22 protein-coding genes and 1 pseudogene are annotated in these 24,558 nt (G+C 63.4%); 12 read left to right on the forward strand and 11 right to left on the reverse strand.

Annotated elements, in window-relative coordinates:
- Positions 1 to 313 precede the first annotated feature (313 nt).
- Complete coding sequence (locus J3A64_RS06560; RefSeq protein WP_210063844.1) at positions 314 to 2,359, forward strand: HNH endonuclease signature motif containing protein; 2,046 nt, start codon at positions 314 to 316, stop codon at positions 2,357 to 2,359.
- A 328-nt stretch (positions 2,360 to 2,687) separates the two neighbouring features.
- Here the strand turns inward: J3A64_RS06560 and J3A64_RS06565 are convergent, their stop codons facing one another.
- The 4 genes from J3A64_RS06565 to J3A64_RS06580 all read right to left on the reverse strand — a co-directional run bounded on the left by J3A64_RS06565 (position 2,688) and on the right by J3A64_RS06580 (position 6,241).
- Positions 2,688 to 3,947: an RNA polymerase sigma factor gene (locus J3A64_RS06565; protein ID WP_210063845.1), complete on the reverse strand. Its 1,260-nt coding sequence runs from the start codon at positions 3,945 to 3,947 to the stop codon at positions 2,688 to 2,690.
- 36 nt (positions 3,948 to 3,983) lie between these two features.
- Positions 3,984 to 4,403, reverse strand: a complete 420-nt coding sequence (locus J3A64_RS06570) for a YciI family protein (protein ID WP_043806069.1) — start codon at positions 4,401 to 4,403, stop codon at positions 3,984 to 3,986.
- A 175-nt stretch (positions 4,404 to 4,578) separates the two neighbouring features.
- Positions 4,579 to 5,136, reverse strand: a complete 558-nt coding sequence (locus J3A64_RS06575) for a Clp protease N-terminal domain-containing protein (RefSeq protein WP_014921837.1) — start codon at positions 5,134 to 5,136, stop codon at positions 4,579 to 4,581.
- Positions 5,137 to 5,290: 154 nt separating this feature from the next.
- Positions 5,291 to 6,241: a 5'-3' exonuclease gene (locus J3A64_RS06580; RefSeq protein ID WP_210063846.1), complete on the reverse strand. Its 951-nt coding sequence runs from the start codon at positions 6,239 to 6,241 to the stop codon at positions 5,291 to 5,293.
- A 168-nt stretch (positions 6,242 to 6,409) separates the two neighbouring features.
- Between J3A64_RS06580 and J3A64_RS06585 the strand changes: the two genes are divergently transcribed.
- The 9 genes and pseudogenes from J3A64_RS06585 to J3A64_RS23620 all read left to right on the forward strand — a co-directional run.
- The gene (locus tag J3A64_RS06585; RefSeq protein ID WP_014921836.1) at positions 6,410 to 8,344 is read left to right on the forward strand and encodes an FAD-binding monooxygenase; all 1,935 of its coding nucleotides are present in this window, start codon (positions 6,410 to 6,412) and stop codon (positions 8,342 to 8,344) included.
- A gap of 107 nt (positions 8,345 to 8,451) precedes the next feature.
- Entirely contained in the window at positions 8,452 to 9,750 is a 1,299-nt protein-coding gene (locus tag J3A64_RS06590; protein WP_210063847.1) for an SWIM zinc finger family protein, read from the forward strand.
- The gene (locus tag J3A64_RS06595; RefSeq protein WP_210063848.1) at positions 9,747 to 11,189 is read left to right on the forward strand and encodes a DUF5691 domain-containing protein; all 1,443 of its coding nucleotides are present in this window, start codon (positions 9,747 to 9,749) and stop codon (positions 11,187 to 11,189) included. Before J3A64_RS06590 ends, J3A64_RS06595 begins: the two co-directional genes overlap by 4 nt.
- Positions 11,186 to 12,292: an AAA family ATPase gene (locus J3A64_RS06600; protein WP_011774718.1), complete on the forward strand. Its 1,107-nt coding sequence runs from the start codon at positions 11,186 to 11,188 to the stop codon at positions 12,290 to 12,292. Before J3A64_RS06595 ends, J3A64_RS06600 begins: the two co-directional genes overlap by 4 nt.
- Positions 12,293 to 12,295: 3 nt before the next feature.
- Positions 12,296 to 14,599 (forward strand): DUF5682 family protein, encoded by a 2,304-nt coding sequence (locus tag J3A64_RS06605; RefSeq protein ID WP_210063849.1) that lies wholly within the window; start codon positions 12,296 to 12,298, stop codon positions 14,597 to 14,599.
- Positions 14,596 to 15,804, forward strand: coding sequence for a VWA domain-containing protein (locus J3A64_RS06610; RefSeq protein WP_286139605.1), 1,209 nt, complete (start codon positions 14,596 to 14,598; stop codon positions 15,802 to 15,804). The genes J3A64_RS06605 and J3A64_RS06610 overlap by 4 nt, the downstream gene beginning before the upstream one ends.
- Positions 15,805 to 15,875: 71 nt before the next feature.
- On the forward strand, positions 15,876 to 17,183 hold the full coding sequence (locus tag J3A64_RS06615) for an MFS transporter (RefSeq protein ID WP_210063850.1): 1,308 nt from the start codon (positions 15,876 to 15,878) through the stop codon (positions 17,181 to 17,183).
- On the forward strand, positions 17,180 to 17,371 hold the full coding sequence (locus tag J3A64_RS23615; protein WP_286176201.1) for a hypothetical protein: 192 nt from the start codon (positions 17,180 to 17,182) through the stop codon (positions 17,369 to 17,371). Before J3A64_RS06615 ends, J3A64_RS23615 begins: the two co-directional genes overlap by 4 nt.
- 24 nt (positions 17,372 to 17,395) lie before the next feature.
- A pseudogene (locus tag J3A64_RS23620) lies at positions 17,396 to 17,734 on the forward strand (dihydrofolate reductase family protein); the annotation flags it as partial.
- Here the strand turns inward: J3A64_RS23620 and J3A64_RS06625 are convergent.
- Entirely contained in the window at positions 17,731 to 18,324 is a 594-nt protein-coding gene (locus tag J3A64_RS06625) for a carboxymuconolactone decarboxylase family protein (protein WP_011774713.1), read from the reverse strand. The pseudogene J3A64_RS23620 and the gene J3A64_RS06625 sit on opposite strands and share 4 nt — an antisense overlap.
- A gap of 82 nt (positions 18,325 to 18,406) precedes the next feature.
- Between J3A64_RS06625 and J3A64_RS06630 the strand changes: the two genes are divergently transcribed.
- The gene (locus J3A64_RS06630; RefSeq protein WP_011774712.1) at positions 18,407 to 18,667 is read left to right on the forward strand and encodes a hypothetical protein; all 261 of its coding nucleotides are present in this window, start codon (positions 18,407 to 18,409) and stop codon (positions 18,665 to 18,667) included.
- 17 nt (positions 18,668 to 18,684) lie between these two features.
- Here J3A64_RS06630 and J3A64_RS06635 read toward each other — a convergent pair whose 3' ends face one another.
- Both J3A64_RS06635 and J3A64_RS06640 read right to left on the reverse strand, forming a co-directional pair.
- Positions 18,685 to 19,041, reverse strand: coding sequence for a TraR/DksA C4-type zinc finger protein (locus J3A64_RS06635; protein WP_210063851.1), 357 nt, complete (start codon positions 19,039 to 19,041; stop codon positions 18,685 to 18,687).
- Between the two features lie 6 nt (positions 19,042 to 19,047).
- Complete coding sequence (locus J3A64_RS06640) at positions 19,048 to 19,530, reverse strand: pyridoxamine 5'-phosphate oxidase family protein (RefSeq protein WP_210063852.1); 483 nt, start codon at positions 19,528 to 19,530, stop codon at positions 19,048 to 19,050.
- 231 nt (positions 19,531 to 19,761) lie between these two features.
- Between J3A64_RS06640 and J3A64_RS06645 the strand changes: the two genes are divergently transcribed.
- Complete coding sequence (locus J3A64_RS06645) at positions 19,762 to 20,181, forward strand: hypothetical protein (RefSeq protein WP_286139604.1); 420 nt, start codon at positions 19,762 to 19,764, stop codon at positions 20,179 to 20,181.
- A gap of 25 nt (positions 20,182 to 20,206) precedes the next feature.
- Here the strand turns inward: J3A64_RS06645 and J3A64_RS06650 are convergent, their stop codons facing one another.
- From J3A64_RS06650 to J3A64_RS06665, 4 genes are all read right to left on the reverse strand, one after another.
- Positions 20,207 to 20,821, reverse strand: coding sequence for a dihydrofolate reductase family protein (locus tag J3A64_RS06650; protein WP_014921826.1), 615 nt, complete (start codon positions 20,819 to 20,821; stop codon positions 20,207 to 20,209).
- Positions 20,822 to 20,905: 84 nt separating this feature from the next.
- Entirely contained in the window at positions 20,906 to 21,301 is a 396-nt protein-coding gene (locus tag J3A64_RS06655; protein WP_210063853.1) for a hypothetical protein, read from the reverse strand.
- Between the two features lie 102 nt (positions 21,302 to 21,403).
- Positions 21,404 to 23,542 (reverse strand): iron ABC transporter permease, encoded by a 2,139-nt coding sequence (locus tag J3A64_RS06660; RefSeq protein WP_286176204.1) that lies wholly within the window; start codon positions 23,540 to 23,542, stop codon positions 21,404 to 21,406.
- 9 nt (positions 23,543 to 23,551) lie between these two features.
- Entirely contained in the window at positions 23,552 to 24,532 is a 981-nt protein-coding gene (locus J3A64_RS06665; RefSeq protein ID WP_014921823.1) for an ABC transporter substrate-binding protein, read from the reverse strand.
- Positions 24,533 to 24,558: the final 26 nt, after the last annotated feature.

Genomic DNA, 24,558 nt, shown 5'->3' on the forward strand with positions numbered 1-24,558 from the left:
GGGTCGGTGGCATTCCGGCGAGGGAATGGCCTTCAGCGCAGCACCAGAGAGTGGGAACCAGCACCTTCCAACCCTGCAGGGAACCGAAATGTGGCTGGCCATCGTCTGGTACCTGGCCGACCTTCTCGGAAACGCCGAAGCCCTGGGATACAGGCCTCAGGGCGTCCATCGGCCTGAACCGGCGTATTTGCTTCCGACACTCTAGGCATCAAACGCCGGTACTTCTCCACCGATCTGGACTCTTCTTGCCGTCACGCAGCGGGCTGAGCACCGGCAACCAAAAAATGTCAGACCCCCATGACATGGTTTTTGTATGGGAATCATCGGGCAGGTCGTGGCAAGGCGGGCAGGGTCGCCGCGCGCCTATGAGTTGCTTCGCCAGCGCGCCCGTCGTTCTTTAGCTGTGCCTGCCCGGCTGGCAGAGTACGAGGGCTCCGCGCACAAGGACATTGCGTACGCTGGCTCTGAGACGGCAGCCACCGTTGCCGATAGAGCCCGTTGCGCAGGGCCGCTTGTTGGATTCCAGTCGGTGCCCACGCCCGGAGAGTCCGTGCCCGAAGAGGCGCGCGCGTGGCCCGAGGAACCCCCGCCAGAACAGTTGCCCGCGGAGTCCTCGTTGTCTGGTTTGCACGCTATGGAAGCGGCGCTCCTTGAAGGTGCTGCCGCAGCGGAGGCGTTGCGATCAGTGGCGGCCGATGAGGTGCGGTTGTTCGGGTTTGTTGAGGCCGCGGATTTTGCTGGCAGGGTCGAGGAGATCTCCCGGTCGGTGGAGTATTTGCAGCTGGTTGCTGCGCAGGCGGTGGAACGGACTCGGAAGGAAGCTCAGCAAGCCCGGCCGGGGGTGTCGGCGGCAGCGCGGGAGTGGCGGACGGGGTGGACTGAGCCGGTGGCAGGACCCGAGACTGCGGCAGCTTCCCAGAGCGCGACTTCTCAGAGTAGGACGGGAACCGCCACAGCTGGGGCGACCTTTGGTGAAGCACGTTCCACACCTTCCGCCGGTGGAGATGGTTTCGTGGCGGGGACCGAATCAGCACGTAGGTCTTCCGCCGCCAGGGCCAGTGTCTTGGATGACGGGTACCGGAACGCGGCGGAATTCTTGCGGGCACGGTTGCGGATCGGTATCGGAGAGGCCCGGCGCAGGCTCGCCCTTGCCGCCGAGGTCCTCCCCCAGGTCGGAGTGACCGGGCAGGACGTCCCGGCCCGGCGTGAAATCCTCGCCGACGCCATCGGATCGGCTTTGGTGCCCTCCCGGTCCGCGACGATCATCAGTACCGCCCTGGACAAAGTCCGGCACCTCGCAGAACCCCAGACCATCACCGACATGGAACACGCCCTCACCACCACCGCCATCGAAACCGACCCCGACTTCGTCACCAAAATGGCCAAACGATGGACCGACCTCATCGACCAAGACGGCCCCGAACCCACTGAAGAAGCACTCCGCCAACTCCAAGGCGCGTTCCTCCGCCGCCGACGCCGCCACGGACTCCACCACCTCGAAATCTTCGCCACCGCCGAACAATACGAAACCCTCACCACCGCCATGAACGCCGCCACCAACCCCCGACTCAATGGTCCGGAGTCCGGCACGGCACCCAGCGAAGGCCCGGATCAAGGACCTGGCACAGGTTACCCGGCCGGATCCGGAGCCGACGAAGCAACCATGCAAGAAGCAGATCTCGGATCAAGCGGCCCGGATCTGGACCGGCGCTCGAGGGCCCAGAAACTCCTCGACGGCCTCGTCGGTGCGTGCAGCGTCGCGATGAGCACCGGGAAACTCCCGTCGAACGGCGGTCTCCGACCCCAAGTCACCGTCACCATCGACCGCCGCGACCTCTTCAACCAACTCCAACTCAGCCCCACCCAGCCCGGCTCCGGGAACCGGCTCAGCACCGGGACCGCCACATTCCTGGGCCCGATCCACCCGAACACCATCCGCAAAATCGCCTGCGACGCCGACATCCTCCCCGTCCTGCTCGGCAGCGACTCCCAAATCCTGGACATCGGCCGCACCACCCGGATCTTCCCACCCCACATCCGCAAAGCCATCACCGCCCGCGACCAAGGCTGCGCCTTCCCCGACTGCACCATGCCCGCACCCTGGTGCGAAGCCCACCACACCACCTACTGGTCCCACGGCGGCACCACAGGCACAAACAACGGCACCCTGCTCTGCAGCCACCACCACCACCTCATCCACAAGGAGCAATGGCGCATCGACATGACAACAGGCATCCCCTGGTTCATACCCCCACCCCACATCGACCCCCACCAAACACCCCGACGCAACCACCACCACACACCCCTCAAAACATCAACAAGTCAGCCCAGGAGTGGTGGTGGGTACGCGGTGAAGTGAGGCCTGGCCATTCGCGACCGAAAACCTGTTGAGTCACCGCTGTCTCAGGCGCGGCCACAAAAAGGTGCGGCCATTGCAGGAGCGCGCCCGTATAGGTCACAGCGCCACTTGCAGCGCCGTCCTGGAGTGCAGCCACGGCTGGGTTAGTGCGGAACCCGTCACGGCCGCCTTGGTCAGGGCCCTACGTGCCACCTCTCTACCGGCCACCGTGCCATTGGTCACGGCCGCACTGGGATGCGGGCCGTCCTCGGGCCCAGCCCTAACGTGGGAGACTCTGTCAGACACTCGCCTTGCCACATTCTTCGTGACCTTCAGTTCAGTTTGTCTTTCAGCTCAGCCGGTCTGCAAGGTCAGCGATCTTCCGTTCCAGTGCACTCCGTTCGGCGGCGTTCCCGCACAGGTTCAGGGCTTCCAGCAGGGCATTCCTTGCCTCCGTGTGGCGACCCAGTCTGGTGAGGAGTTCACCTCGAACTGTCGGCAGGAGGTGGGAGCCTTCAAGCTCACCCCTGCCCTTGAGTGCGTCCACGAGGTCCAGACCGGCAGCGGGACCTGAAGCCATGGCCACGGCAACTGCGCGATTGAGTTCAATAACGGGCGATGGAGACAGCCGCCCGAGGGCCTCGTACAGAATGACGATCCGTTGCCAGTCGGTCTCTGCCGCAGTCCGGGCCACTGCATGGCATTCCGCGATGGACGCCTGCAGCCCGTAGGCGCCCAGCCCCCGGCCCGCAGCGACCGCCGTCGAAAGTGCCGCCCTGCCCCGGCGTATGGCGGACTGATCCCATCGCCGTCGATCCTGGTCTTCAAGAAGGACAGGCCGTCCGGCGGCGTCGAGCCTGGCAGGAAAGCGAGCGGCCGTCAGTTCCATCAGGGCCAAAAGGCCAAACACTTCGGGCTCGGGGGCCAGCCGTACCAACACACGGGCGAGGCGGCGTGCGTCACTGGCTAGTTCTGTCCGCATCCACGAATCCCCTCCGGAAGCGAAGGAACCTTCCGTGAAAATCAGATAGACAACCTGCAGCACCGAGCCCAGCCGCTCGGGAATTTCAGATGGCTCCGGCACGGCGAACGGGATGTGGGCCGCAGCAAGTGTCTTCTTTGCCCGTGTGATGCGGGCTTGGATAGTTGGAACGGGCATCAGGAACGCCTTGGCGATCTCCTCCGTGCCCATGCCGCCCACTACCCGCAGCGCCAAGGCAATCCGCGCTTCCTTGGACAACACCGGATGGCAGGAGATGAACATCAGCGCGAGCACGTCATCGTTGATCGAATCGGGGTTGAACAGAGTGTCCACGCCCGGTTCCTCCTCGGACAGGCCGCGGGCCAGCAAGGCGTACTTTTCGTCCCGCACGGCACGTCGCCGGAACGAATCGATCGCCCGACGCCGGCCCGCCGTCAGGAGCCAACCTGCCGGCTCTGCGGGGATGCCGCTGACCGACCAGGACACGAGGGCTTCTGCGAGCGCTTCCTGCGCAAGGTCCTCTGCCAATGTGAAGTCGCCGGTGTAGCGGGCAAGGGCGCCGACGATGCGGGCGGATTCGCTCCGCCACACAGCTTCGACGGCGGCCCTTGCCTCATTGCTGCTCACGCGGGTGGGTGTTGACCGGAGTTTCCGTGGTGGGAATCAGAGCTGGCCGGTCTGCTCGCGCCATGCGCGCTCCTTTTGGATCCATTCGTTGTCTTGCGGGAACTCATCGATGCTGGTGACGCGGCGGATTTCGGTCTTGGTACCGGCTGTCATGGGCGCACGCTTGGCCCATTCGACGGCTTCCTGCTGGGATGCGACGTCCAGGATGTAGTAGCCGCCGAACAGTTCTTTTGTCTCTCCGTAGGGGCCGTCGGTGACAACCGGGGTTTCACCGGTGAAGTCCACCACGACGCCATGTTTCGCATCGTCAAGGCCTTCAGCGGCCAAGAGGACTCCGGCACGGATAAGTTCGTCGTTGAATTTGCCCATGGCTTCGAGGATCTCGTTGAAGTCGATGTTCTCGAACTTGGCGTAGGAAGCGTCGTCTGCCCGCATGATCAACATGTATTTCGCCATTTCACTCAATCTCCTGTGTCGTGGAAAGCCGCCTTTTCGACTTTCTCATCCATAGGTCGAACAGTGCGAGTAAAAATCGACAACACCTTGGAAGAGTTTTTGATGCGACGGAAAGGATCCCCCGGAATGCTCCAGGGGATCCTTGATCAAGCGATCATCGTCGTAGTTGGTTCAGTTAGCGTCCGCCTCCTCCGATGACCCCCGCTTCAACAGCTTTGGTCACGGCGTCAGCTTCGGCTTGTGTGAGCTTGCCGTCCGTTACCGCTTTGTCGAGCTTGGTCTTCAGCGCAGCGGAACGCTCTTCCTGGGCGGCGGCACGGATTTCTTCCAGTGCCGTGGTGACCTTGGCTTCGTCTACACCGAGTGCTTCGGCGAGAGACTTCGCCAGGGCTGCATCCTGTGCTGTGCGGTCCGGCTTGGTTCCTTCCGTTCCTTGTGCGGGCGGTGTGGCGGGTTTGTTTGCCTCGCGGAACGCCTTTAAGGCTTCGGTGACCTTGGCTTCGTCCACTCCCAGCTTGGTGGCCAGTTCCGCGGCGATCTGGCCGCCGTCCCGGCCGTGTCCGTGGCCGCCGGGCCTACCGCCGCGATCTGACGGTGTGGTGGCGTCCGCGGATGACGTGGCGCTAGGCGACGGTGTGGTGGCAGCAGTGGCGATGCTGGTCGCGCCCAATCCGGCGCCCAATGCGAGCGCTCCTGCTGCGACGGTCAAGGTGATTCTCTTGGTTCTCGACATGTACCTCTCCTCAATGAGCCGTCCGTACGGCTGGTGTCTGAGGGACGGTCAATGGTGCCGTCCTCTTAACACCATGAGAGGCCCACCACAGCCCAGGCTGTTTCGAACCTGTCATTCGGCTGTGAAAGTAAAGCCGAGTCTGTGGGACGTGTCGTTAGCGGACCCGGTCCAGCGCGTCCAGCAGCCGCTTGACTGATCCACCCAGGTTCCAGTCAGAGGCCAGCTGCCCAAGTTCGGTGCGCGCGTCGCCGGTGACCGGGCGCAGTTCAGCGCCCGCTTGTTCAAGCGTCGGCACGTTCAAGTCGCGCACAACGTTCACGACGGCGGGTGCCACCTTGAGGTAGTCAGCAGCCGCGGACAGCTTCGCCCGTATGGAAGCCGACAGACCGCCGTCGGGGTCTTCTGCCGCTTCAAGCAGTCCTTCCAATGATCCGTGCTCGCCAAGCAATGATGCTGCCGTCTTTTCTCCTATGCCGGCAACGCCGGGGAGCCCGTCGGAGGCATCGCCCCGGAGTGTTGCGAAGTCGGCATATTGCTGGGGCAGGACACGGTACTTGCCCACCACTACGACGTCCGTGACAACTTCCAGGTTTTTCATGCCCCGGGCGGTGTAGATGATACGGACCTCACGGTCATCGTCGACGAGCTGGAAAAGGTCGCGGTCGCCGGTGACCACGTCGGTCGGGATGTGCGCTTGGCTCACATAGGTCCCCACGACATCGTCGGCCTCATGGTCGTCAACGCCCACCACGGCGATCCCGGCAAGGTCCAGTACACGGCGGATCATGGGTATCTGCGCTTCAAGGGGGTCTGGGACAACCTCAACGTCCGGGCCGTTTGGAACGATTTCAGCGACGCGGTGGGACTTGTAGCTGGGGATCAGATCCACGCGCCATTGAGGGCGCCAGTCGTTGTCCCAGCAGGCGACGAGGTGCGTGGCTTCGTAGTCGGTGGTGAGGCGGGCGATCATGTCCATGAGTCCCCGCACTGCGTTCACGGGTGTTCCGTCGGGTCGGCGGATGGAATCGGGCACACCGTAGAAGGCACGGAAGTACAGGGAGGCAGTGTCCAGGAGCATCAGTCGCGGCATACCTGATCCTGACATGCCCGTAGGTCAATCCGAAGGAGGCGAACACCAGGTTCTGTCATAAGACGCGTGAGGTACTTGAACGCGGGTGTGAGCCGCATTACGATTATTGGAGCGATAATAGAACACGCTGTTCTATTATCGAACAAACCTAGATCATTGCCCACAAAGAAGTGAGGAAAGCCCGTGCAGTTCCACCACCACGGTTACGTATCCGGTGACCCGCGAGTCGAGCCTGCGGCCGGCGTCGGAATCAACCGCCCAGCCGAGCTTCCCGACGAAGTTGACGTCCTTATCGTGGGCACGGGTCCTGCTGGGATGCTGACCGCGGCTCAGCTTTCCCAGTTTCCGGATGTCACCACCCGCATTATTGAGCGACGTCCCGGTCGTTTGGCCATCGGCCAGGCAGACGGCATCCAAGCACGCAGCGTGGAGACCTTTCAAGCATTCGGGTTTGCGGAGCGCATCACCGCCGAGGCCTACCGCATCACGGAGATGGCCTTCTGGAAGCCGGACCCGGCTGACCACTCCCGCATCGTCCGCGCCGCCCGCGCCGTGGATGATCCGGCCGGTATCAGCGAATTCCCGCACCTGATCGTCAACCAGGCCCGCGTCCTGGACTACTTCGCGGAGTTCATGGCCAACTCCCCCACACGCATGACGCCGGACTACGGCTATGAGTTCCACGGTCTCCAGGTCACCGGCGAGGGCGAATATCCTGTGGCCGTAACGCTTGCCCACACGTCCGGGCCCAACGAAGGCCACGAGCGGATCATCCGGGCCAAGTACGTCGTGGGAGCAGACGGCGCCCGCAGCAAGGTTCGCGAATCCATTGGCTGCCACCTTGCCGGCGACCAAGCCAACCATGCGTGGGGCGTCATGGACGTCCTCGCCGTCACCGACTTCCCTGACATCCGCACCAAGTGCGCCATCCAGTCCGGCGAGGGCGGCAGCATCCTGCTGATCCCCCGCGAGGGCGGCCACCTGTTCCGCATGTACGTGGACCTGGGCGAAGTTAATCCCAATGACAAAGGCGCTGTGCGCAAGACGACCATTGAGCAGATCATCCAAAAGGCCAACGACATCCTCCACCCGTACACATTGGACGTCCGCAACGTTGCTTGGCACAGCGTCTACGAGGTAGGCCACCGGCTCACGGACAGGTTCGACGACGTTCTGCCGGAGGAGCGCGGAACGCGCACCCCACGGGTGTTCATCACCGGCGACGCCTGCCACACCCACTCCGCCAAGGCCGGCCAAGGCATGAACGTCTCCATGCAAGACGGCTTCAACATCGGCTGGAAACTCGGCCACGTCCTCGAAGGCCGCAGCCCGGAAAGCCTGCTGGACACCTACTCGGCCGAACGCCAGGTAGTGGCGAAGAACCTCATCGACTTCGACAAGCAGTGGTCCACGTTGATGGCCAAGAAACCCGAAGAGTTCGAAGATCCCGCGGAACTGGAGACCTTTTACACCAGCACCGCCGAATTCCCTGCCGGCTTCATGACCCAATACGCCCCATCGATGCTTGTAGCCGAAGCACAGCACCAGGAACTCGCCACCGGCTTCCCGGTGGGTAAACGCTTCAAGTCCGCGTCGGTTGTCCGCGTCTGCGACACCAATCCCATGCACCTGGGTCACCACGCCAAAGCTGATGGGCGCTGGCGCATCTACGTTTTCGCTGACGCCGCCCAGGCTGGCGCCGCTGGTCCGGTGGCGGACTTCGCCGAATGGATCGCGAACTCGCCGGAATCGCCGCTGGCCGCGACGCCGTCGAGCGCTGACCGCGACGCCTGGTTCGATGTGAAGGTGATCTACCAGCAAGACCACACCACCATCGATATCAACGCAGTACCTGCAGCTTTCAAGCCGACGGTCGGACCATTCAAGCTCACGTACCTCGAGAAGGTCTTCGGCGCCGACCCGAACGCTGACATCTTCGATACACGAGGCCTCAGCCGCGACGGCGTCGTTGTTGTCGTCCGCCCTGACCAGTATGTCGCCAACGTGCTGCCCCTGACGGCCACGGCGGAACTTGGCGGATTCTTCGCGCCGCTGTTGTCTGCGGGACGTACTGAAGCGGGCGCCGCAGAGCCGGGCTTGGTCAGCAACCAAGCCTGAACAGAACCGGAATCAGCCGGGGAACCGACCGTCAACTCCCCGGTTGTTCCGGCGCCACACCGTGACGTTGTTCTATAGTGTCGGAGCGGTCAGGCAGAATGTGATTCATGGGGCGGTGGAGCGAAGATACAGTGATGAAGGCCGCTCCGGACTCTTCCTCGCTCGCAGCAGCACGGAAACTTGCACATCCCGGCCCGTGGTCTGAATCGGGCAGCAACGATGTCCTTGTTTGGGGAAAGTGCCAAGGCAGCGGAAAAACGCCGTACCAAGTGAGCGTGGACATCGTCGCACCCGCCTACCGGTGCTCGTGTCCCAGCCGGAAGTTCCCCTGCAAGCATGCTCTGGCCTTGCTGCTTCTTTGGTCCCGGGGTGAGGCGGCCGAGGCCGGCGCCGACGCCGCCGATTTCGCAAAGGAATGGGCCGGTCAAAGGGCTGATCGTGCCTCGGCCAAAGGACGTCGACAAGCCGAACAACCCGCAGATCCGGAAGCCCAGGCAAAACGTCTCGCCGCCAGGCTGGCCCTCATGGACGCCGGGATAGACGACTTCTCGCGCTGGCTGACGGACCTTGTCCGGACAGGACTTGCCGCTGCACGCAGGCAGCCTTATTCGTGGTGGGACGGTGTGGCTGCCCGTTTGGTGGACTCGCAGCTTCCTGGTTTGGCCGACCAAGTGCGGGACATGGCTTCCCAAATCCACGGCAGGACGGACTGGGCAGACCATCTCCTCCTTCACGCCGGCCGCTGGTGGGCGCTGGCCAAAGCATGGAAAGCACGGGACACACTCTCGCCGGAAGAATTCGCTGACGTCAAGGCTGCCCTCGGATGGGCCACGGCGTCTGCCGACGTACAGGATACCGAGTCCTTGGCGGGCCCGTGGCTGGTACTTGGAGCCCATCGGAGCGACGACGGACGCCTCCAGCAACAACGGACCTGGCTTCGCGCCCCCGACGGAACCATGGTGGTGGTCCTTGACTTCGCCGCGCAAGGCCAGGGGCTGGCGGCGCCGCAACTTGCGGGCGCACAGCTTGAAGCCACGGTTGCCCGCTACCCCGGCTCAGCACCGCAGCGTGCCATGTTCACCAGCGCCATCGTCCCGCAGGGGGTTGTCAAAAGCCTCGGGAACGGCAACAGCATCATGCAAGCGCTCGAACAGGAGTCAGCTGCAGTTGCGCGCTCACCATGGCGGACCCGGCACCCCGTGCTGTTGGGCGGCGTCACCGTCAACCCCGAGGAGAGGGGGTGGTTGCACGATCCAAAAGGCCACGCCCTTCCTCTGGTGGATGCTCCCCTTGACTCCCTGCTGGCACTGACCGGTGGCCATGCTGTGGACATTTTCGGCGAACTGGATGACGGCCGTTTTCGTCCGCTGACCGTCGTCGTCGACGGAATGGTGGTAACTCCATGACGTGGTTGGCTGAACTCCGAACAGCAGCGCTGGTGGGGACAGGACGACACGACGCACCCAAGCCGCCCGACGAACTGGGATTTCGTGCGCCTGAAGGCCTTCCCCGCGAGGAATCCCTGCTTGATCAAGCCGCCATGGCCGACGTCGCAACCCGTACATCCCGGACAGCAGCCGCAGCCCCAAGCAGCGGGCTTGTTTCGCCGGCCCCGGCTGACACGGAGCCCCAAGCCAGTGGCGAGGCCGCCCGGCTCCTGGAACTCTTGCTGACCCAGCCACCCGTGGGGCTCGAACTGAGAACCCAGCTGGTAGTGGACTGGCTACAGTTCGCGGAAGAAACACGACGGCGGGTCCCCCACCGCCTGCTGCCCGCGTTGCTCCTTGTGGCCGAGACCAAATCCGCCGTTTTCAGGCGCCTTGAACCTGCCATTGGAACCCGCGGCCGCTGGCTGAAGGAACTCAAGAGCCCATCTTCACAGGAGGCTGCGGCAGAGTGGTCTGAACTTGGGAGCGCCGACGCCGCGGTAGAGCTTGACCGGCTAAGAGGCCTTGATCCGGCAGCTGCGCGTGAGCAACTCCTGGCGCACTGGACGTCTCTCAGCGCAAGGGAACGCGCCGGCAACCTGGCATTGTTCGCCGGCAACGTGCATGATGACGACGAAGCACTGCTGGAGCAGGCCTTGGACGACAAAGCCAAGAGTGTTCGCGACGTGGCACTCCGGCTCCTGGACCAGCTTCCGGGGAGTGCCCGCGCGGCCCGCATGGCCGCCCGGCTGGTACCCCTGCTGCACGTCAAAGGGCTCTTGAACAAACGGCTGGACATCGATCTCCCTCCGGACCCTGACGGGGCGGCACTACGCGACGGGGTTCCGGCCGACCCGCGCAGGGGCGAACCAGACCGACTGGCGCGGTTGGACGCCATCATCAGTGGAGCCCCGCTGGATGTATGGACCTCGGTTTCGGGCCGGAACCGGGCGGCCACCGCTGCGTTGGTGCAGGGCGAACCGCGCATCCTGGACGTATTGATCGCCACCGCTGCCGCCCGCAAAGATACCGAGTGGGCGCGTGCGCTGCTCACCGTCAGGACGGACAGAAGACTGCTGGTCTGCCTGCCTGCCGAAGAACGGGAACATTGGCTGGAGCGGCATGTCCGGGAAAGCGGCGACGACCCCTTGACGCTGGCTCCGCTTCTGCAAGACCTGCCGCAGCCGTGGTCCGTGTCCTTGGCTGAAGCTGTGCTCACAGTGATCTCCGGCAAGGACGGGGGCCGTTTGGCAGCATCCCTGGCCGCAGTTTTGCCTACCGCGCTTCCACCTGAGGCCAACCAACGTTGCCGGCAGCTTCTGGAACGAACAGACGACGACGTCGCCCGGCGCCGAGTGTTGCGCGACGCAGTCCAATACGAATCATTCAGACAATCCCTGACGGAGGCTTTCCGATGACCGATGCCCAGAACGCAACAGAGGTCCTTCGCGCCCACGCCGAGAATGCGTATGCCGATGAACTCAGCGCTTTGGCTGCAGTTGACGACCGCCCCCGTCCCCCCAGCTGGCGGCTGTCTCCCTGGGCTGTCACCACGTACATCCTGGGAGGAACCCTGGCCAATGGCGCCCGGATCACCCCGAAGTATCTCGGATCTGAACGCCTGGTGGAAATCGCCGTGGCATCACTGGCCACAGACCGCGCCCTGCTGTTGCTGGGTGTCCCGGGAACCGCCAAAACGTGGCTTGGTGAGCATCTGGCGGCAGCCATCTCAGGCTCGTCCACGTTGGTGGTGCAGGGTACTGCCGGCACGCCCGAAGAGGCTCTGCGGTATGGATGGAATTATGCCCGCTTGCTGGCCGATGGCCCCTCCCGCGCCGCCATGGTTCCGGGTCCTGTCATGCGGGCCATGGAAACAGGAAGCCTGGTACGGGTAGAGGAGCTCACTCGAATACCCTCCGATGTGCAGGACTCCCTCATCACCATCCTCAGCGAGAAGACCCTGCCCATCCCTGAGCTCAATGAGGAAGTTCAGGCGCGGAAGGGCTTCAACGTCATCGCCACAGCGAACAACCGCGACAAAGGCGTCAACGACCTCTCGTCCGCCCTTCGCCGCCGCTTCAACACCGTGGTCCTGCCGCTCCCGGACAGCATCGACCAGGAGGTGGAAATCGTGACCACCCGGGTTCGCAGCCTGGGAGAGTCCTTGGAGCTGCCAGCCGATTTGGCTGCACTGTCCGAGATCCGCCGGGTGGTTACCGTCATGCGCGAACTGCGTTCAGGCGTGACCCAGGACCAACGCACCACCATCAAATCGCCATCCGCCACGTTGTCCACGGCAGAAGCCATCTCCGTGATGACCAACGGGCTCTCCCTGGCAGCGCACTTTGGCGATGGCACCGTACGGGCGGAGGACGTGGCCGCCAGCTTGGTGGGCGCGGTGATCAAGGATCCGGTGCAGGACCGCGTGATTTGGCAGGAATACTTGGAGACAGTCGTCCGGAACCGGCCTGAATGGAAAGACCTGTACCGGGCCTGCCGCGACCTCGAATCGTCCAACTGAAACATGACAGACGTCCATATTCTGGGGATCCGGCACCACGGTCCGGGTTCTGCCCATTCCGTCGCTGAGGCCTTGGCCACCCTTCGGCCCGATCTGGTGATGGTGGAAGGGCCGCCGGAACTGGACCAAGTCATCCCGCTGGTCACGGATCCGGACATGGTTCCGCCCGTCGCAGGCCTGATCTACGCGGTGGACGAGCCCCGTTTAGCTTCCTTCTACCCGATGGCCAGCTTCTCGCCCGAGTGGGTGGCGATTCGTTGGGCCCTGTCCACGAGCAAGTTGGTGCGAGCCATCGATTTACCCGCGGCGCACACGTTTGCGCTGCGGGCCGCGGAGGAACGTGCCCTGTCGGCTACTGAGGAGGAAGAGCCTGCCGCTTCTACTCCCGACGACGGCTTGGAACCTCCCGCCGTCCCGCAGCAGGCCTACCGGCCAGACGCCATCGGGATGCTGGCCGAAGCTGCCGGTTACAGCGATGCGGAGCGCTGGTGGGAGGACGCGGTAGAGCACCGGAAGACAGACCCTGTTGAACGGTTCGAAGCCCTCATCGATGCGATCTCCGAAATCAGGGCCTTGGACCAACGTCCCGCTGACCATCCTGACGTGGTGGAGAACAACCGCAGGGAAGCTGCCATGCGACGCCTTTTGCGCGCCGCCATACGCGAAGGGCATGAACGCATCGCAGTAGTGTGCGGCGCGTACCACGCACCGGCGCTGGTGCCCGCTGGTTTCCCTTCACTTTCTGCCGACAACAAAGTGCTCGCAGGCTTGCCCAAAACCAAGGTGGCCGTCACCTGGGTCCCTTGGACCTCGAGCCGGCTCAGCCTGGGCAGCGGATACGGTGCAGGCGTCACCGCGCCCGGCTGGTATCAACACCTGTTCGCACATTGGATGGCCCAGGACCCCACGAGGGACGTTGCCACTACATGGTTGGTTCGGGTAGCCCACGCCCTGCGGAAAGAGAACCTGGATGCTTCCACGGCCTCCGTGGTGGAGGCCAGCAGGATGGCTACTGCCTTGGCCGCCGTTCGCGGACGGCCCAGCCCTGGCCTACCTGAACTGGACGATGCAGCGCAGACTGTTCTCTGCGATGGTTCTCCCCTGCCACTGGCTTTGGTACACAGGGAGCTCACCGTCGGACACGAGCTCGGAAAAGTACCGGATACCGTACCCACCCTGCCCTTGGCCGCCGACCTCGCCGCCACCCAGCGTAGCTTGCGCATGAAGCCCGGCGCGATGCACGAGGTCATGGTCCTGGACCTGCGCAAGCCGAACCAGCTGGCGCGTTCGGTGCTCCTCCATCGTCTGGCCCTGGTGGGTGTGGATTGGGGTCAGCCAACGGACACCGGTCGGACTACCGGCACGTTCAAGGAGGCTTGGATCCTTGAATGGAAGCCTGAGCTGGCTGTTTCAGTGGTAGAAGCAAGCCGCTACGGCACCACCGTTGCCTCCGCCGCAGCTAGTTTCGTCGCAGAGCAGGCGCAGGCAGCCGAAAGTCTGCCTGCTTTGAGCAAACTGTTGGAAAGCTGTCTGTTGGCCGAGCTGCCCGACGGTATTGCCGGCGTCGTATCTGCCCTGGCTGAACGCACCGCCCTGCAGCAGGACGTCGCGCCTCTCTTGGAAACCATCGCCCCTCTTGCCCGCACCTGCAGATACGGAAATGTCCGCGGGGTGGACGTGAGCGATGTCCGGAAGATCCTGGAAACCACGGTGGTGCGGTCCTGCGTGGCTTTGCCTACTGCTTGCGCCGGGCTCGATGACGACGCCGCGGGAGCTATGCGGCGCGCCATCGACTCAGCTCAAGACGGCCTTACCTTGCTTCCGCAACTGCCCATGGACGATTGGCACACTGCTTTGGGCGCCGTGGCCCATTCCGATAAGATCCACGGCGCGGTGGCCGGCAGGGCCACACGGCTCCTCCTGGATGCGGGCTTGGTGGATGGAGACGACATCGCCGCACGGCTTAGCCGACGCCTGTCCATCGCCACCCCCGCTCCGGAAGCCGCCGCCTGGTTGGATGGGCTGCTGTCCGGCGATGCGACGCTGCTGATCCACGATCGGCGGCTCCTGCAGATTGTCGATGACTGGGTGGATGGCGTGGACGATGACGTGTTCGAGGACGTTCTGCCCCTGGTCCGCAGGACATTCTCGGCCTTCAGTAGGCCCGAGCGGCGCGAAATTGGCGAGCAGTTGAGCCGCGTCGGGTCCACCGCCCTTACCGCCGAGTCCACCAGCGCGGACCTGGCCGCAGCCGGCCCGGCACTACGAGCGATGGCAAAGATCCTTGGATGGGAGGCAATTTCATGAGCGATGTTTCTGCCGATGCCAATGTTTCCAACGGAGACAACCGTGACCGGTTGAGCCGGTGGCGTCTGGTCCTGGGCGGGCACGACGCTGATGGCATCACGACGGCGGAGGACATGCCGGTTCAGCTGTCCGACGACGACGTTCGCCGTGATCAGGCGCTGGAGGAGCTCTACGGTGACGGGTCCAAGCAACGTGGAGGGCTCGGTTCGTCCAGCCCGCGCGTGGCCCGATGGCTCGGTGATATTCGCGGATATTTCCCATCGTCAGTGGTCCAAGTGATGCAGGCCGATGCCATGGACCGGCTAGGCCTGAGGCAGCTGCTCCTGGAACCGGAGATGCTCCGCACTGTCCAACCGGATATTGGATTGGTGAGTACCCTCGTGGGCCTGGGCCGGGTGATCCCCGAGGCTTCCCGGGAGACAGCAAGGTCCGTCATCCGGCAGGTCACCAAGGAACTTGAAGAACGTCTACGTGCCAGGACCATCCAAGCAGTCTCCGGCGCACTCAACCGATCCGCTCGGACCCGCCGGCCACGGCACCGGGATATCGACTGGAACAGGACCATTGCCGCCAACCTCAAGCATTACCAACCCGAGTACAGGACGGTAGTGCCCGAGAGGCTCCATGGCCATGCCAGACGCAGCTCCGAGATTCAGCGGGAGATCATCCTGTGCATCGACCAGTCGGGGTCCATGGCTGAATCCGTGGTGTACTCCAGTGTCTTCGGCGCAGTCCTCAGTTCACTGCGGTCCGTGAGCACCAAGTTGGTGGTCTTTGATACCGAAGTTGTGGATCTGACCGACGATCTGGATGATCCCGTGGACGTGCTGTTCGGCGTGCAGTTGGGCGGCGGTACCGATATCAACCGAGCACTGGCCTACTGCCAGGACCAAATCACCAAACCCACCGAAACCATCCTCGTACTGATCAGCGACCTCTATGAAGGCGGCATAGCCGAGGAAATGCTGCGTCGTGCCGCCTCAATTGTGGGCGGCGGCACCACCATGATTGCGTTGCTGGCCTTGAGCGACAGCGGCCATCCATCCTTCGATTCCAGCCATGCCGCAGCGCTGGCCGGCATCGGTGTGCCTGCATTCGCGTGCACGCCGGATCTCTTTCCGGACATGATGGCTGCCGCCATTGAACGCCGGGATGTCAGCGAATGGGCAGCTTCCCAGGACATCCCCACAAGTCACGAAACGTAGCGGCAGATCCCTGGGGACTTGGCGGCCTTGGGGATCTGGCGGCGGAAGACCAACAGGGCGAGAATTAGCTGGTGGTCCCTCCTCGCAACGGCGGGGGCGGCGACACCCTGAATGACGCCGCCCGCAAGATCCAGCGCGTCTACCTCACCTTGACGCTGGGTAATACCGTCGCGGCGTCTTTCATCTGGGGAATCAACACCCTGTTCCTGCTGGATGCCGGCCTGAGCAACCTGGAGGCTTTCGCCGCCAACGCCTTCTTCACAGCCGGAATGGTTCTTTTCGAGATCCCCACAGGGGTGGTTGCTGATGGGTGGGGGCGGCGTGTCTCGTTCCTGCTGGGCACGGTGACACTGGCCGTATCCACTTACCTGTACTACGTGATGTGGCAGATCTCCGCCCCCTTCTGGATGTGGGCGGTCGTATCCGTCCTCCTGGGCCTCGGCTTCACGTTCTTCTCCGGCGCCGTTGAGGCATGGCTGGTTGATGCCCTTCGCTTCTCCGGCTACGAAGGAGGGCTGGAATCCGTGCTGGGGCGCGGCCAAATGGTTCAGGGCGTAGCGATGCTGGTGGGCTCAGTGGCCGGCGGGGTGATTGCCCAGGCCACCAACCTTGGCGTGCCGTTCCTCCTCCGCGTGCTGGTACTGCTCGCCATGTTCGCGGTGGCCTTTGGACTCATGCACGACGTCGGCTTCACGCCTGAGCGTTCCACCCACCCCCTCCGCGCCACCCGCGCGGTGCTGTCCGCGTCGATCCAGAACGGTTTGAAGAACCCGCCCGTCCGATACGTGATGTTGGCAGCGCCGTTCAGTGCCGGCGTCGGAATTTACGTCTTCTACGCACTGCAGCCGTACCTTTTGGACCTGTTCGGCGACCCGGAGGCCTATTCAATAGCGGGATTGGCCGCCGCGATCGTGGCAGGATCGCAGATCCTGGGAGGCTGGCTCGCCCCCCACGCCCGGAAGCTGTTCCACAAGCGCACATCCGTGCTCATCCTCGGCGCCTTGGTTGGCGGCCTGATTCTGCTGGTCCTGGGCTTGACTCGGATCTTCTGGGTGGCGCTGGTGTTGCTCGCGCTGTGGGCCGTTGTAGGTTCTGCGGCCACGCCCGTCCGGCAGGCCTATGTAAACGACATGATCCCGTCCAAGCAACGGGCCACCGTCCTGAGCTTCGATTCACTGATGGGTTCCAGCGGCGGCGTCGTCATCCAGCCCGCCCTGGGCCGGGGAGCCGACCTCTACGGCTACCCGGCATCATTGGCCATGGCCGGTGTCATCGAGCTCATCGCATTGCCTTTCCTGCTGGCCAGCCGGAAGCACGGCGCGACGGCGGACCGGGCCTCGACGTCCGAGACCGAATCCGACCAGGAGCCCCGGCAATGAGCATCGTGTTCGGCGGAATGGCCGCAAGCCTGGACGGCTTTATCGCCTCCGAAAGCGGCGACCTCTCGTGGTTGAACAACTCCATGGGAAAAAACGAAGACTACGGTTTTGAATCGACCGAGCGGAGGACCGGCGCCTACATCATGGGAGCCAACACTTTCCGCGAGGTGTCGAAGATGGGAGGATGAGGATCCAAGGTCCCAACGTATGTTGTCACGCACGATCAAACGCTAGCTACCAAGGGCAGGACGGAACTGTTCTCCGGAGAGCTGCGCGAGCTCGTCACCCGGATCAAGGAATCCATCCCCCAGGACAAGGACATTTGTCTCTTCGGAGGAGGCGAGTTGGTCACGGAGTTCGTCGAGCTGGGCTTGATTGACGAACTCGGTTTGTCCATCATCCCGGTGGTTCTGGGCGGCGGCGTTCCCTTCTTCGGCCGGGTCAGCCAGTGGACCACACTGGAACTCCTGGAGTGCCGGCACTACCCCTCCGGAATCGTGCTGCTCAATTACCGGTTGGAGAACAAAGGAAAAGCTCCCGACGGCGGCTAGTCACCTGAGGCGGGCAGCGGCGCCAGCAGCGCCTCCTGCAGTTCAGGACTGACCCCTGGAGGGACATCCAACTCCACAGCCAGGGCAAGGAGCGCACGGCTGAAGTAGTTCCGCGCCGCAGCCGCCAGGGTGATATCCGCGATCTCGCGGTCGCTGAAGCCTGCGTCGCGAAGCCGCTGCGTATCGTCGTCGTTCATTGCGGCGGCATCAGTGCTGAGTTTCACGGCATAGTCCATCATGGCTACTTCCTCGGGAGGCAGCCCGGCTTCGCGATAATCATGGGCGATGGCGCGCAGTTGCTCCTCGTCGATGATGGTCAGGGTCTTCTTGCCGTGAGCCAACCTGCAGTGTGACGACCCAATCGCCTGGGCTGCGGCGAGGGTCACCAGCTCATAGCGCCGGAGGCCCAAAGACGAACTGATGGCTTGCGTGAGTGACTCCCAGATCTGGTGCGCCTCGGGGTTCAGGCTCATGGCTTTGGTGTGGCTGGGAACGTAACCCATGGAACGGATATCGGCTTCATAGATTTCGGCCGTCAGCCCGGTGGCCCCGGATTCGGACGGCACTTTCAGAATGGACATGGGGGCCATTGTGGCCCTGCGTCACCTGGATGTAAATGCAGCCCAAGTACGGAAGACTGGGAGCACCCACTACTGAAAGCGCGGTTGGCACGTGATCTCCCTGCAGCAGGACCCCCAAGGCTTTATCCGGATGAACAGGCATTTTCCCGCCAGCGTTTCCGTGGCCGTCGTCTTTTCCGATGGAAGCCAGGAAGTATTCACCGGGTGGCGGCTCAACGAGATCTACGACGAAGCGCTCGCAGCCTACAGGGCGGGCAATCACCTGGACGCCAAGGGGTTCAACCGGGGGCCCCAAAAGAAGGTCCAGCAGGGCATTGACTTCGTGCCGGTCTCGCCGGGAATGTCCACCTAGCTCAGCTTCTCCGCAGGCTATCTTGGCTTGCCCGAGGCGTGCTCCACGCAAAATGGCGTCCAGGGCCGAGCCTCAAGCCGTCCCTCCGGAATAGCTACTGCGCAGATTTCGCATCGACCATAGCTCCCGGCGGCAATCCGCTCCAGGGCTGCGTTGATCTGATCCAGGCCAACCCGGCTCTGCTCCAGCAGTGCGGAAGCCTGAGAGAGCTCGAACGCTATGGTGCTGCCCTCAGGGTCGTGCTCGTCGTCCACATTGGAGTCCTGCCGGGCAAGGCTTACCGAACTGATGTCGCTTCGCAGCGACTTCAGCAGGGAGAGTTTGCGGTCACGTTCCTCCTCAAGGAGAAGCCGAAACCGCTCCACATCAACCACGGCAGGTCATAGTTCTACAGTGCCGCTTTCGCCCACGCTGAACCGGGAATGCGTGACCTTCGACTTAACCCATTGGAGTACCGTCGCGGCTGTTCCGCCGGGGCTGGTCCAGTACTCGGCGGATTCCGAGTCAACGCGCAGGAGACACACTTCAGGGGTGTCCGGGCCGTCGGGGAACCATGCCTCCACCACCTGGTTCCACATTTCGCGGATCTTCTCCCGGTCCGTGACAACCTCGGCAGTCCCGGCTATGGAAACCCATTCGGTGTTTTTGCCGAATGAAACATTGACCCGCGGCTCTTGACGCACATGGGCAACCTGCGAGGTGCCCAGTCCCGTAAAGAACCACATGTCGCCGTCGTCCTTGACTTCCTGAACGGCCAGTGGCCGGCTGACCAGGGCCCCCGCTTCGTTGATAGTGGTCAACATTCCGATCCTGGAGTCGTTGATGATGTCAACAACCTTGCTGATTCCCTGCTCTTCGGTCATGCCTCGCCTCGTTTCCCTTCAGCTCGGGGACTTTCCCCAAGCGACCAGCCTATTAGTAAGACTACTGATTTACTAGGCGCCCAAGGAGTGCGGGAGCAGCCGGAAACAAAGGTGCAAACTGCTCCGGGAATCATGCTGCCGCTCCAACCGTTCTCTTGATGTGACATGCCGACGGCGGTCAGGCTTGCCCGGTTCGGGGCAGGCGTAGCAACGGGAAGTTTGGGGACTGCCATGACGTTGATTGAAACCATTGATCGCCTGAGGACCGCACACCTCATGGTTCGGGACGCCAACGAGTGGGACGGACTGTCGGCCGCCCTCACAGAGGCCTATGACGCCACTGACGATGACCTCATAGAGCAGTTGCAGCCGCCGTTTCTCCAGTCATGGCGGACGGTTACCCGGTACGTGCTCCGCGACACCTTCGACCATGCGGGCATCTCAGTCACCGAGCCCGTGGATCCATGGGGAATCGCAGTCCTCACCTCGGGCGGGAGCAGTACAGAACCTCTTCTTTGCGTGGTGACGACACCGGAGCCGCAGGACGCCGGCACGGCCAACTTGACGGGACGCCGTCTGCTGACATTCTCGGAAATGATGACCCACTACGCAGAGTGCTTGGAGCCCCTCTTCGCCAAGCAGCGCGCTTAACCGGATACTACCGGAGCAGCGGAAGTCATCCTCTGGTCAGCGGGGCGTCGATGACGCGGGGAACGTACTCAAGCAGCTGGAGCCGGCCGTCAAACGTCCGGCTGTCCACCATGTCCAGAGCGACATCCGGGTATCCGTCGTAAATGCGCTCACGCCCCGTCTTCCCGGTTATCACGGGAAAGACGACCAAACGGTACCTGTCCACCAGTCCGGCTGCCAGCAGGGAGCGGCAAAGGCTCAAGCTGCCCAGCGTGCTGAACGTTCCTGATCGGGTCCGCTTCAGTTCCCGCACGGCCTCCACAGCGTCACCGGAAATAAGCTCCGAGTTGGGCCACACCAAGGGCTCCTTCAGCGTGGAGGAGAAGATGATTTTGGGCATGGCAGCCAGCCCGGTCAAGCTGGCGCCCTCTTCCTCGGAGAACCCTGAACTGTCCCCAGACGCTTCCTCCGACATGCTGGACATCACTCGATACGTGGTGGCCCCCATGAGGGTGGTGAAGTCCTTCTTTCCCTCTTCGTCGAGCCAGGCCAAGTATTCCGGACCTTCCAAACCCCACCAGCCAGGCCACCCTTCGGCGGAAGCGTAGCCGTCCAGGGAAATGATCAGGTCCACCATCAGGGTTGCGGTCGTCTCACTCATAGCAGTCTCCTCGGTTTAACCGTGCGCGTTGACGGTGCGCGGAAATGCTAGCCCCGGTGCGCTCGGGCGTTCAAGAGGTCCGCGCTAGAGGAGAAGGAGGAAGAATCCCCCAATGGTGCTGAGAATCCCAACACCAGTGAGGATCCAGCCCAGAATCAACACAGTGTTGTCGTGACGCGGTGGCTGCAGTGAACATCGGGAGGGGTGGCAGAGGTCGTAATGGACCACCACTGAGCGGGAATCGATGCTGCCGTCGTGGGCAGGGATGTCCAACAGGACCTTTTGTTCCTCGTTCGACTGATCCAGCCATTGCACGCCCAGAAATCCCCCGGCAGCGAACTGTTCTCCGGCCGCAGTCCCCCAAACACACCGACGCTTGGCCAGGACCCAGGCGCTGATCAGAAGAGGCACGCCCGGAACGAACCCCACCCACGTCATCATTTCCAGGATGGGGCCAAGGAAATCCAGGGAACCGGCCATGAGTCGATCCTATGCGTAGGAGGTGAACCCGCGCAGGACATGAACATCGCGCAGAACATGAACACCGCGCAGGAGGTGAAGTCAGCGCAGAAGGTGTGAGCGTCAGACCGTCCGGTCAACTCTTGAACGCCAGAGCAGGTAAACGAAATACGGGGCGCCCACCAGTGCCGTCATAATTCCGGCGGGAATCTGGGCCGGCGCTATGACCGTGCGGCCGATGACATCCGCCAGGACCACCGTGCAGGCGCCAATCAGCGCCGCCACGGGAAGAACACGCGAGTGTCGTGCACCCACCAGTGTGCGGGCCGCGTGCGGTGCAACCAGGCCCACGAAGGCAATGACGCCTACTGATGAGACAGCCCCAGCAGTCAGCAGCACTGCGATGGAGAGCAGGATCAGCCGGGATCCGGACAGCCTGATTCCAAGCACCCGGGGCGAATCGTCGTCCACGGCGATCAAGTCTAGATCACGCCGCATGCCCGCCAGAACCGGTAGCGCCAGCACCAGGGCAAGCAACGGGGGCAGGACGGAGGCAAAGTTGCGGCCATAGGTGGAGCCGGAGAGCCAGGTCAGGGCTTTGGTCTGATTGAATGGGTCCGTTGTCACCAGGAGGACTGTGATGGCAGCTGCCAGCCCCGCGGAAATGCCGATGCCGATCAAAACTAGTTTGTTCTGTTGAAGCCCACCGCTGAAGGCCAGCCCGAAGACCAGAAGCGCAGACAGGGCCGCTCCCCCGAGCGCTGATCCGGTGATGACCCACGAACCGGCCGTCGGAACGGTGGTGATGACGATGATTGCGGCCAAGCCACCACCGCCGGAGACGCCAAGGATGCCGGGTTCGGCCAGCGAGTTCCGGGACACTGCTTGGATCAGCGCGCCGGCGAGGGCCAAGGCAGCTCCGGCAAGAACGGCCGCCAGAACACGCGGCATTCGGGTACCCAGAACCGCGCTGACACGGTTTCCCGACTGTCCGGTGAGCCAATTGATGAGATCACCGAGCAGGAGTTTGGCATCACCCAGCAATGCTCCGGCCACCAGCAAAGCAGTGAGCAGGACCAGGAGTCCGATCAAGACGGTGAGGAAGAACCTGCGGGATCGAAGCCGCGCCAGGGCATCACCGGCAACGCTCAATCCGGCATCGGACATCCGCATGGCCAGTATTACCAGGAAGACGGCGCCGAAGACCGTTGTAACAGCACCGGTGGGAACTTCAACGCCTGCCTGCGCACCGAAAAGCCCTCGGACCAGGACATCAGCGCCGATGACCACCACGGCACCGGCCAGGCCCGAGATAGGCAGCAGAGCACGATGCCGGCCCAGGCCGCGGAGGCGGGAGGCCAGGAGGCGCACAATCGCCGGGGCACAGAGCCCAACAAATCCGATCGGACCAGCGATGGTCACCGCTGCGGCCGACAGGACGACGGCAAGTACGACGGCGCCAATCCGGGCAAGGCGCGGATCTGCACCTGCCAGCCGGGACGCGTCGTCACCCAGTCCGAGGAGATCCATCCTGCGGGCGAGGAGGAAAAGCCCTACTATGGCCAGGAGAACTACAGGGGTGAACTGGATCAGCTCATCGGTGCGGGACTGCGAGAGGCTGCCCTGCCCCCAGGCATAGAGGCCGGTAGTTTCCTGACTGAACAAGAGAAGGAAGGCGCTGGTGGCAGAATGCAGCCCCAACGCCAATGCTGTGCCTGCGAGGACCAGGCGGATAGGACCGCCGGTGCCATTGGCACCTCCGCCTGACAACGCCAGGACGAGCACCGCCGCGGCGAGGCCGCCGATGAACGCGATGCCACCGGACAAGAGCGCCGGAAGGGATAGGCCGAACGCCGCCACAGCCACTATGGCGAAATGCGCGCCGGCGTTCACAGCCAGAGCGTCAGGGGAAGCAAGGACGTTGCGGGTGGCCGACTGCAAAGCCGCGCCGGCCACCCCCAAGGCGGCGCCGACCAGCAGGCCGGCGAAAAGTCGCGGTACCCGCGAGGCGACCAACACTGCGGTTTCCTGGTCCGAACCGCTGCCGGTAAGCAACCCCAGCAACTGGAGAGGGCCGACGTCGGCCGTTCCTTGTGTGAGGTGGATTAACGAGAACAGTGCCAGGAGTACCACCCCCGTGCCAGCCACCAGGGCTGGTCCGGAACGACGGCGGGCACCCGGTCCAGTCGCCGGCGGGGGCACGGGAGTACCTGCCACGGCCGCGGGAACGGTCATGGCGGGCCTTTTCACAGTGTCGGTCATGCGTGGGGACTACTTGGTGAGGGAGGCGACGATTGCGTCGACGTACTGGGTCATCGAAGCGGGGCCACCGAACATCCAGATACCGTCCGAAAGGCGGTGCACGTTGCCGGCCGCCACGAACGGAAGCGACTTCCATACTGCGTTGTCGGTCAGCTGTTCAGTGAAATCGCCGTCCGCGCTGTTGGTGATGTACACGAAGTGATCGGCGTTGACGGCCGTCAAGCCTTCCACGTCCGTGGAACCCAGGCCGTAGGCAGGGTCGCCTTCAACGGTCCACGGGTTCACCAGGCCAAGTTCGGTGTTGATGTCTGCCAGCAGGGATCCCTTGGTGAAGGGGCGGATGGAGACCTTGCCGTCGGCGACCCAGCCGTCGGCGAATGCCACGCGGGAACCGCCCACACCGGCCTTCTCAAGCTCGGCCTTGCCCTTTGTCACGGCTGCGTCGAATGCCGCGATGGCCTCGTCGGCTTTCGTCTCGGTGCCGGTTGCCTTGGCGACGAGCTTCAGGTTGTCCTCGGCCTGCGCGATTTGGCGGCTGCCATCGGCTGACTTCACCACAACGACGGGAGCCAGCTCTTCGAGCTGCTTGATCACTGGCTCGGCGAGGTCGGTGGTGGCGACGATCAGGTCAGGGTCGAGGGAAGCAATGGTGTCGAAGCTGGGCTCGTTGCGCGTTCCGATGTCCGTGGGAGTGCTGTCCAGCTTGCCGGCGGTGACCCAGGCGCTGTAGCCCTTGACGTCCGCGACGCCTACCGGCATGACGCCGAGGGTGGTCAGGTTCTCCACTACGTTCCATTCGGTTCCGACCACGCGCTTGGCGGGGCCGTCGAGTTTAACCTCGGTGCCGCGGGCGTCGGTAACAGTGATGGCTTCACCGGCGCCGGCGCTGTTCGACGCCGAGCTCGCGGGGCCTTCGGTGGTGCCGCAACCGGTGAGCAGGACCGCCAAGGCAGCGGTAGCCGCGAGGGCCTTGTGGATTTTCATGGACACGGTGGTCCCTTTCGTATTGGGGAGTT

It is taken from the genome of Pseudarthrobacter sp. PvP004, from assembly GCF_017876035.1.
Lineage (GTDB): Bacteria > Actinomycetota > Actinomycetes > Actinomycetales > Micrococcaceae > Arthrobacter > Arthrobacter aurescens_A.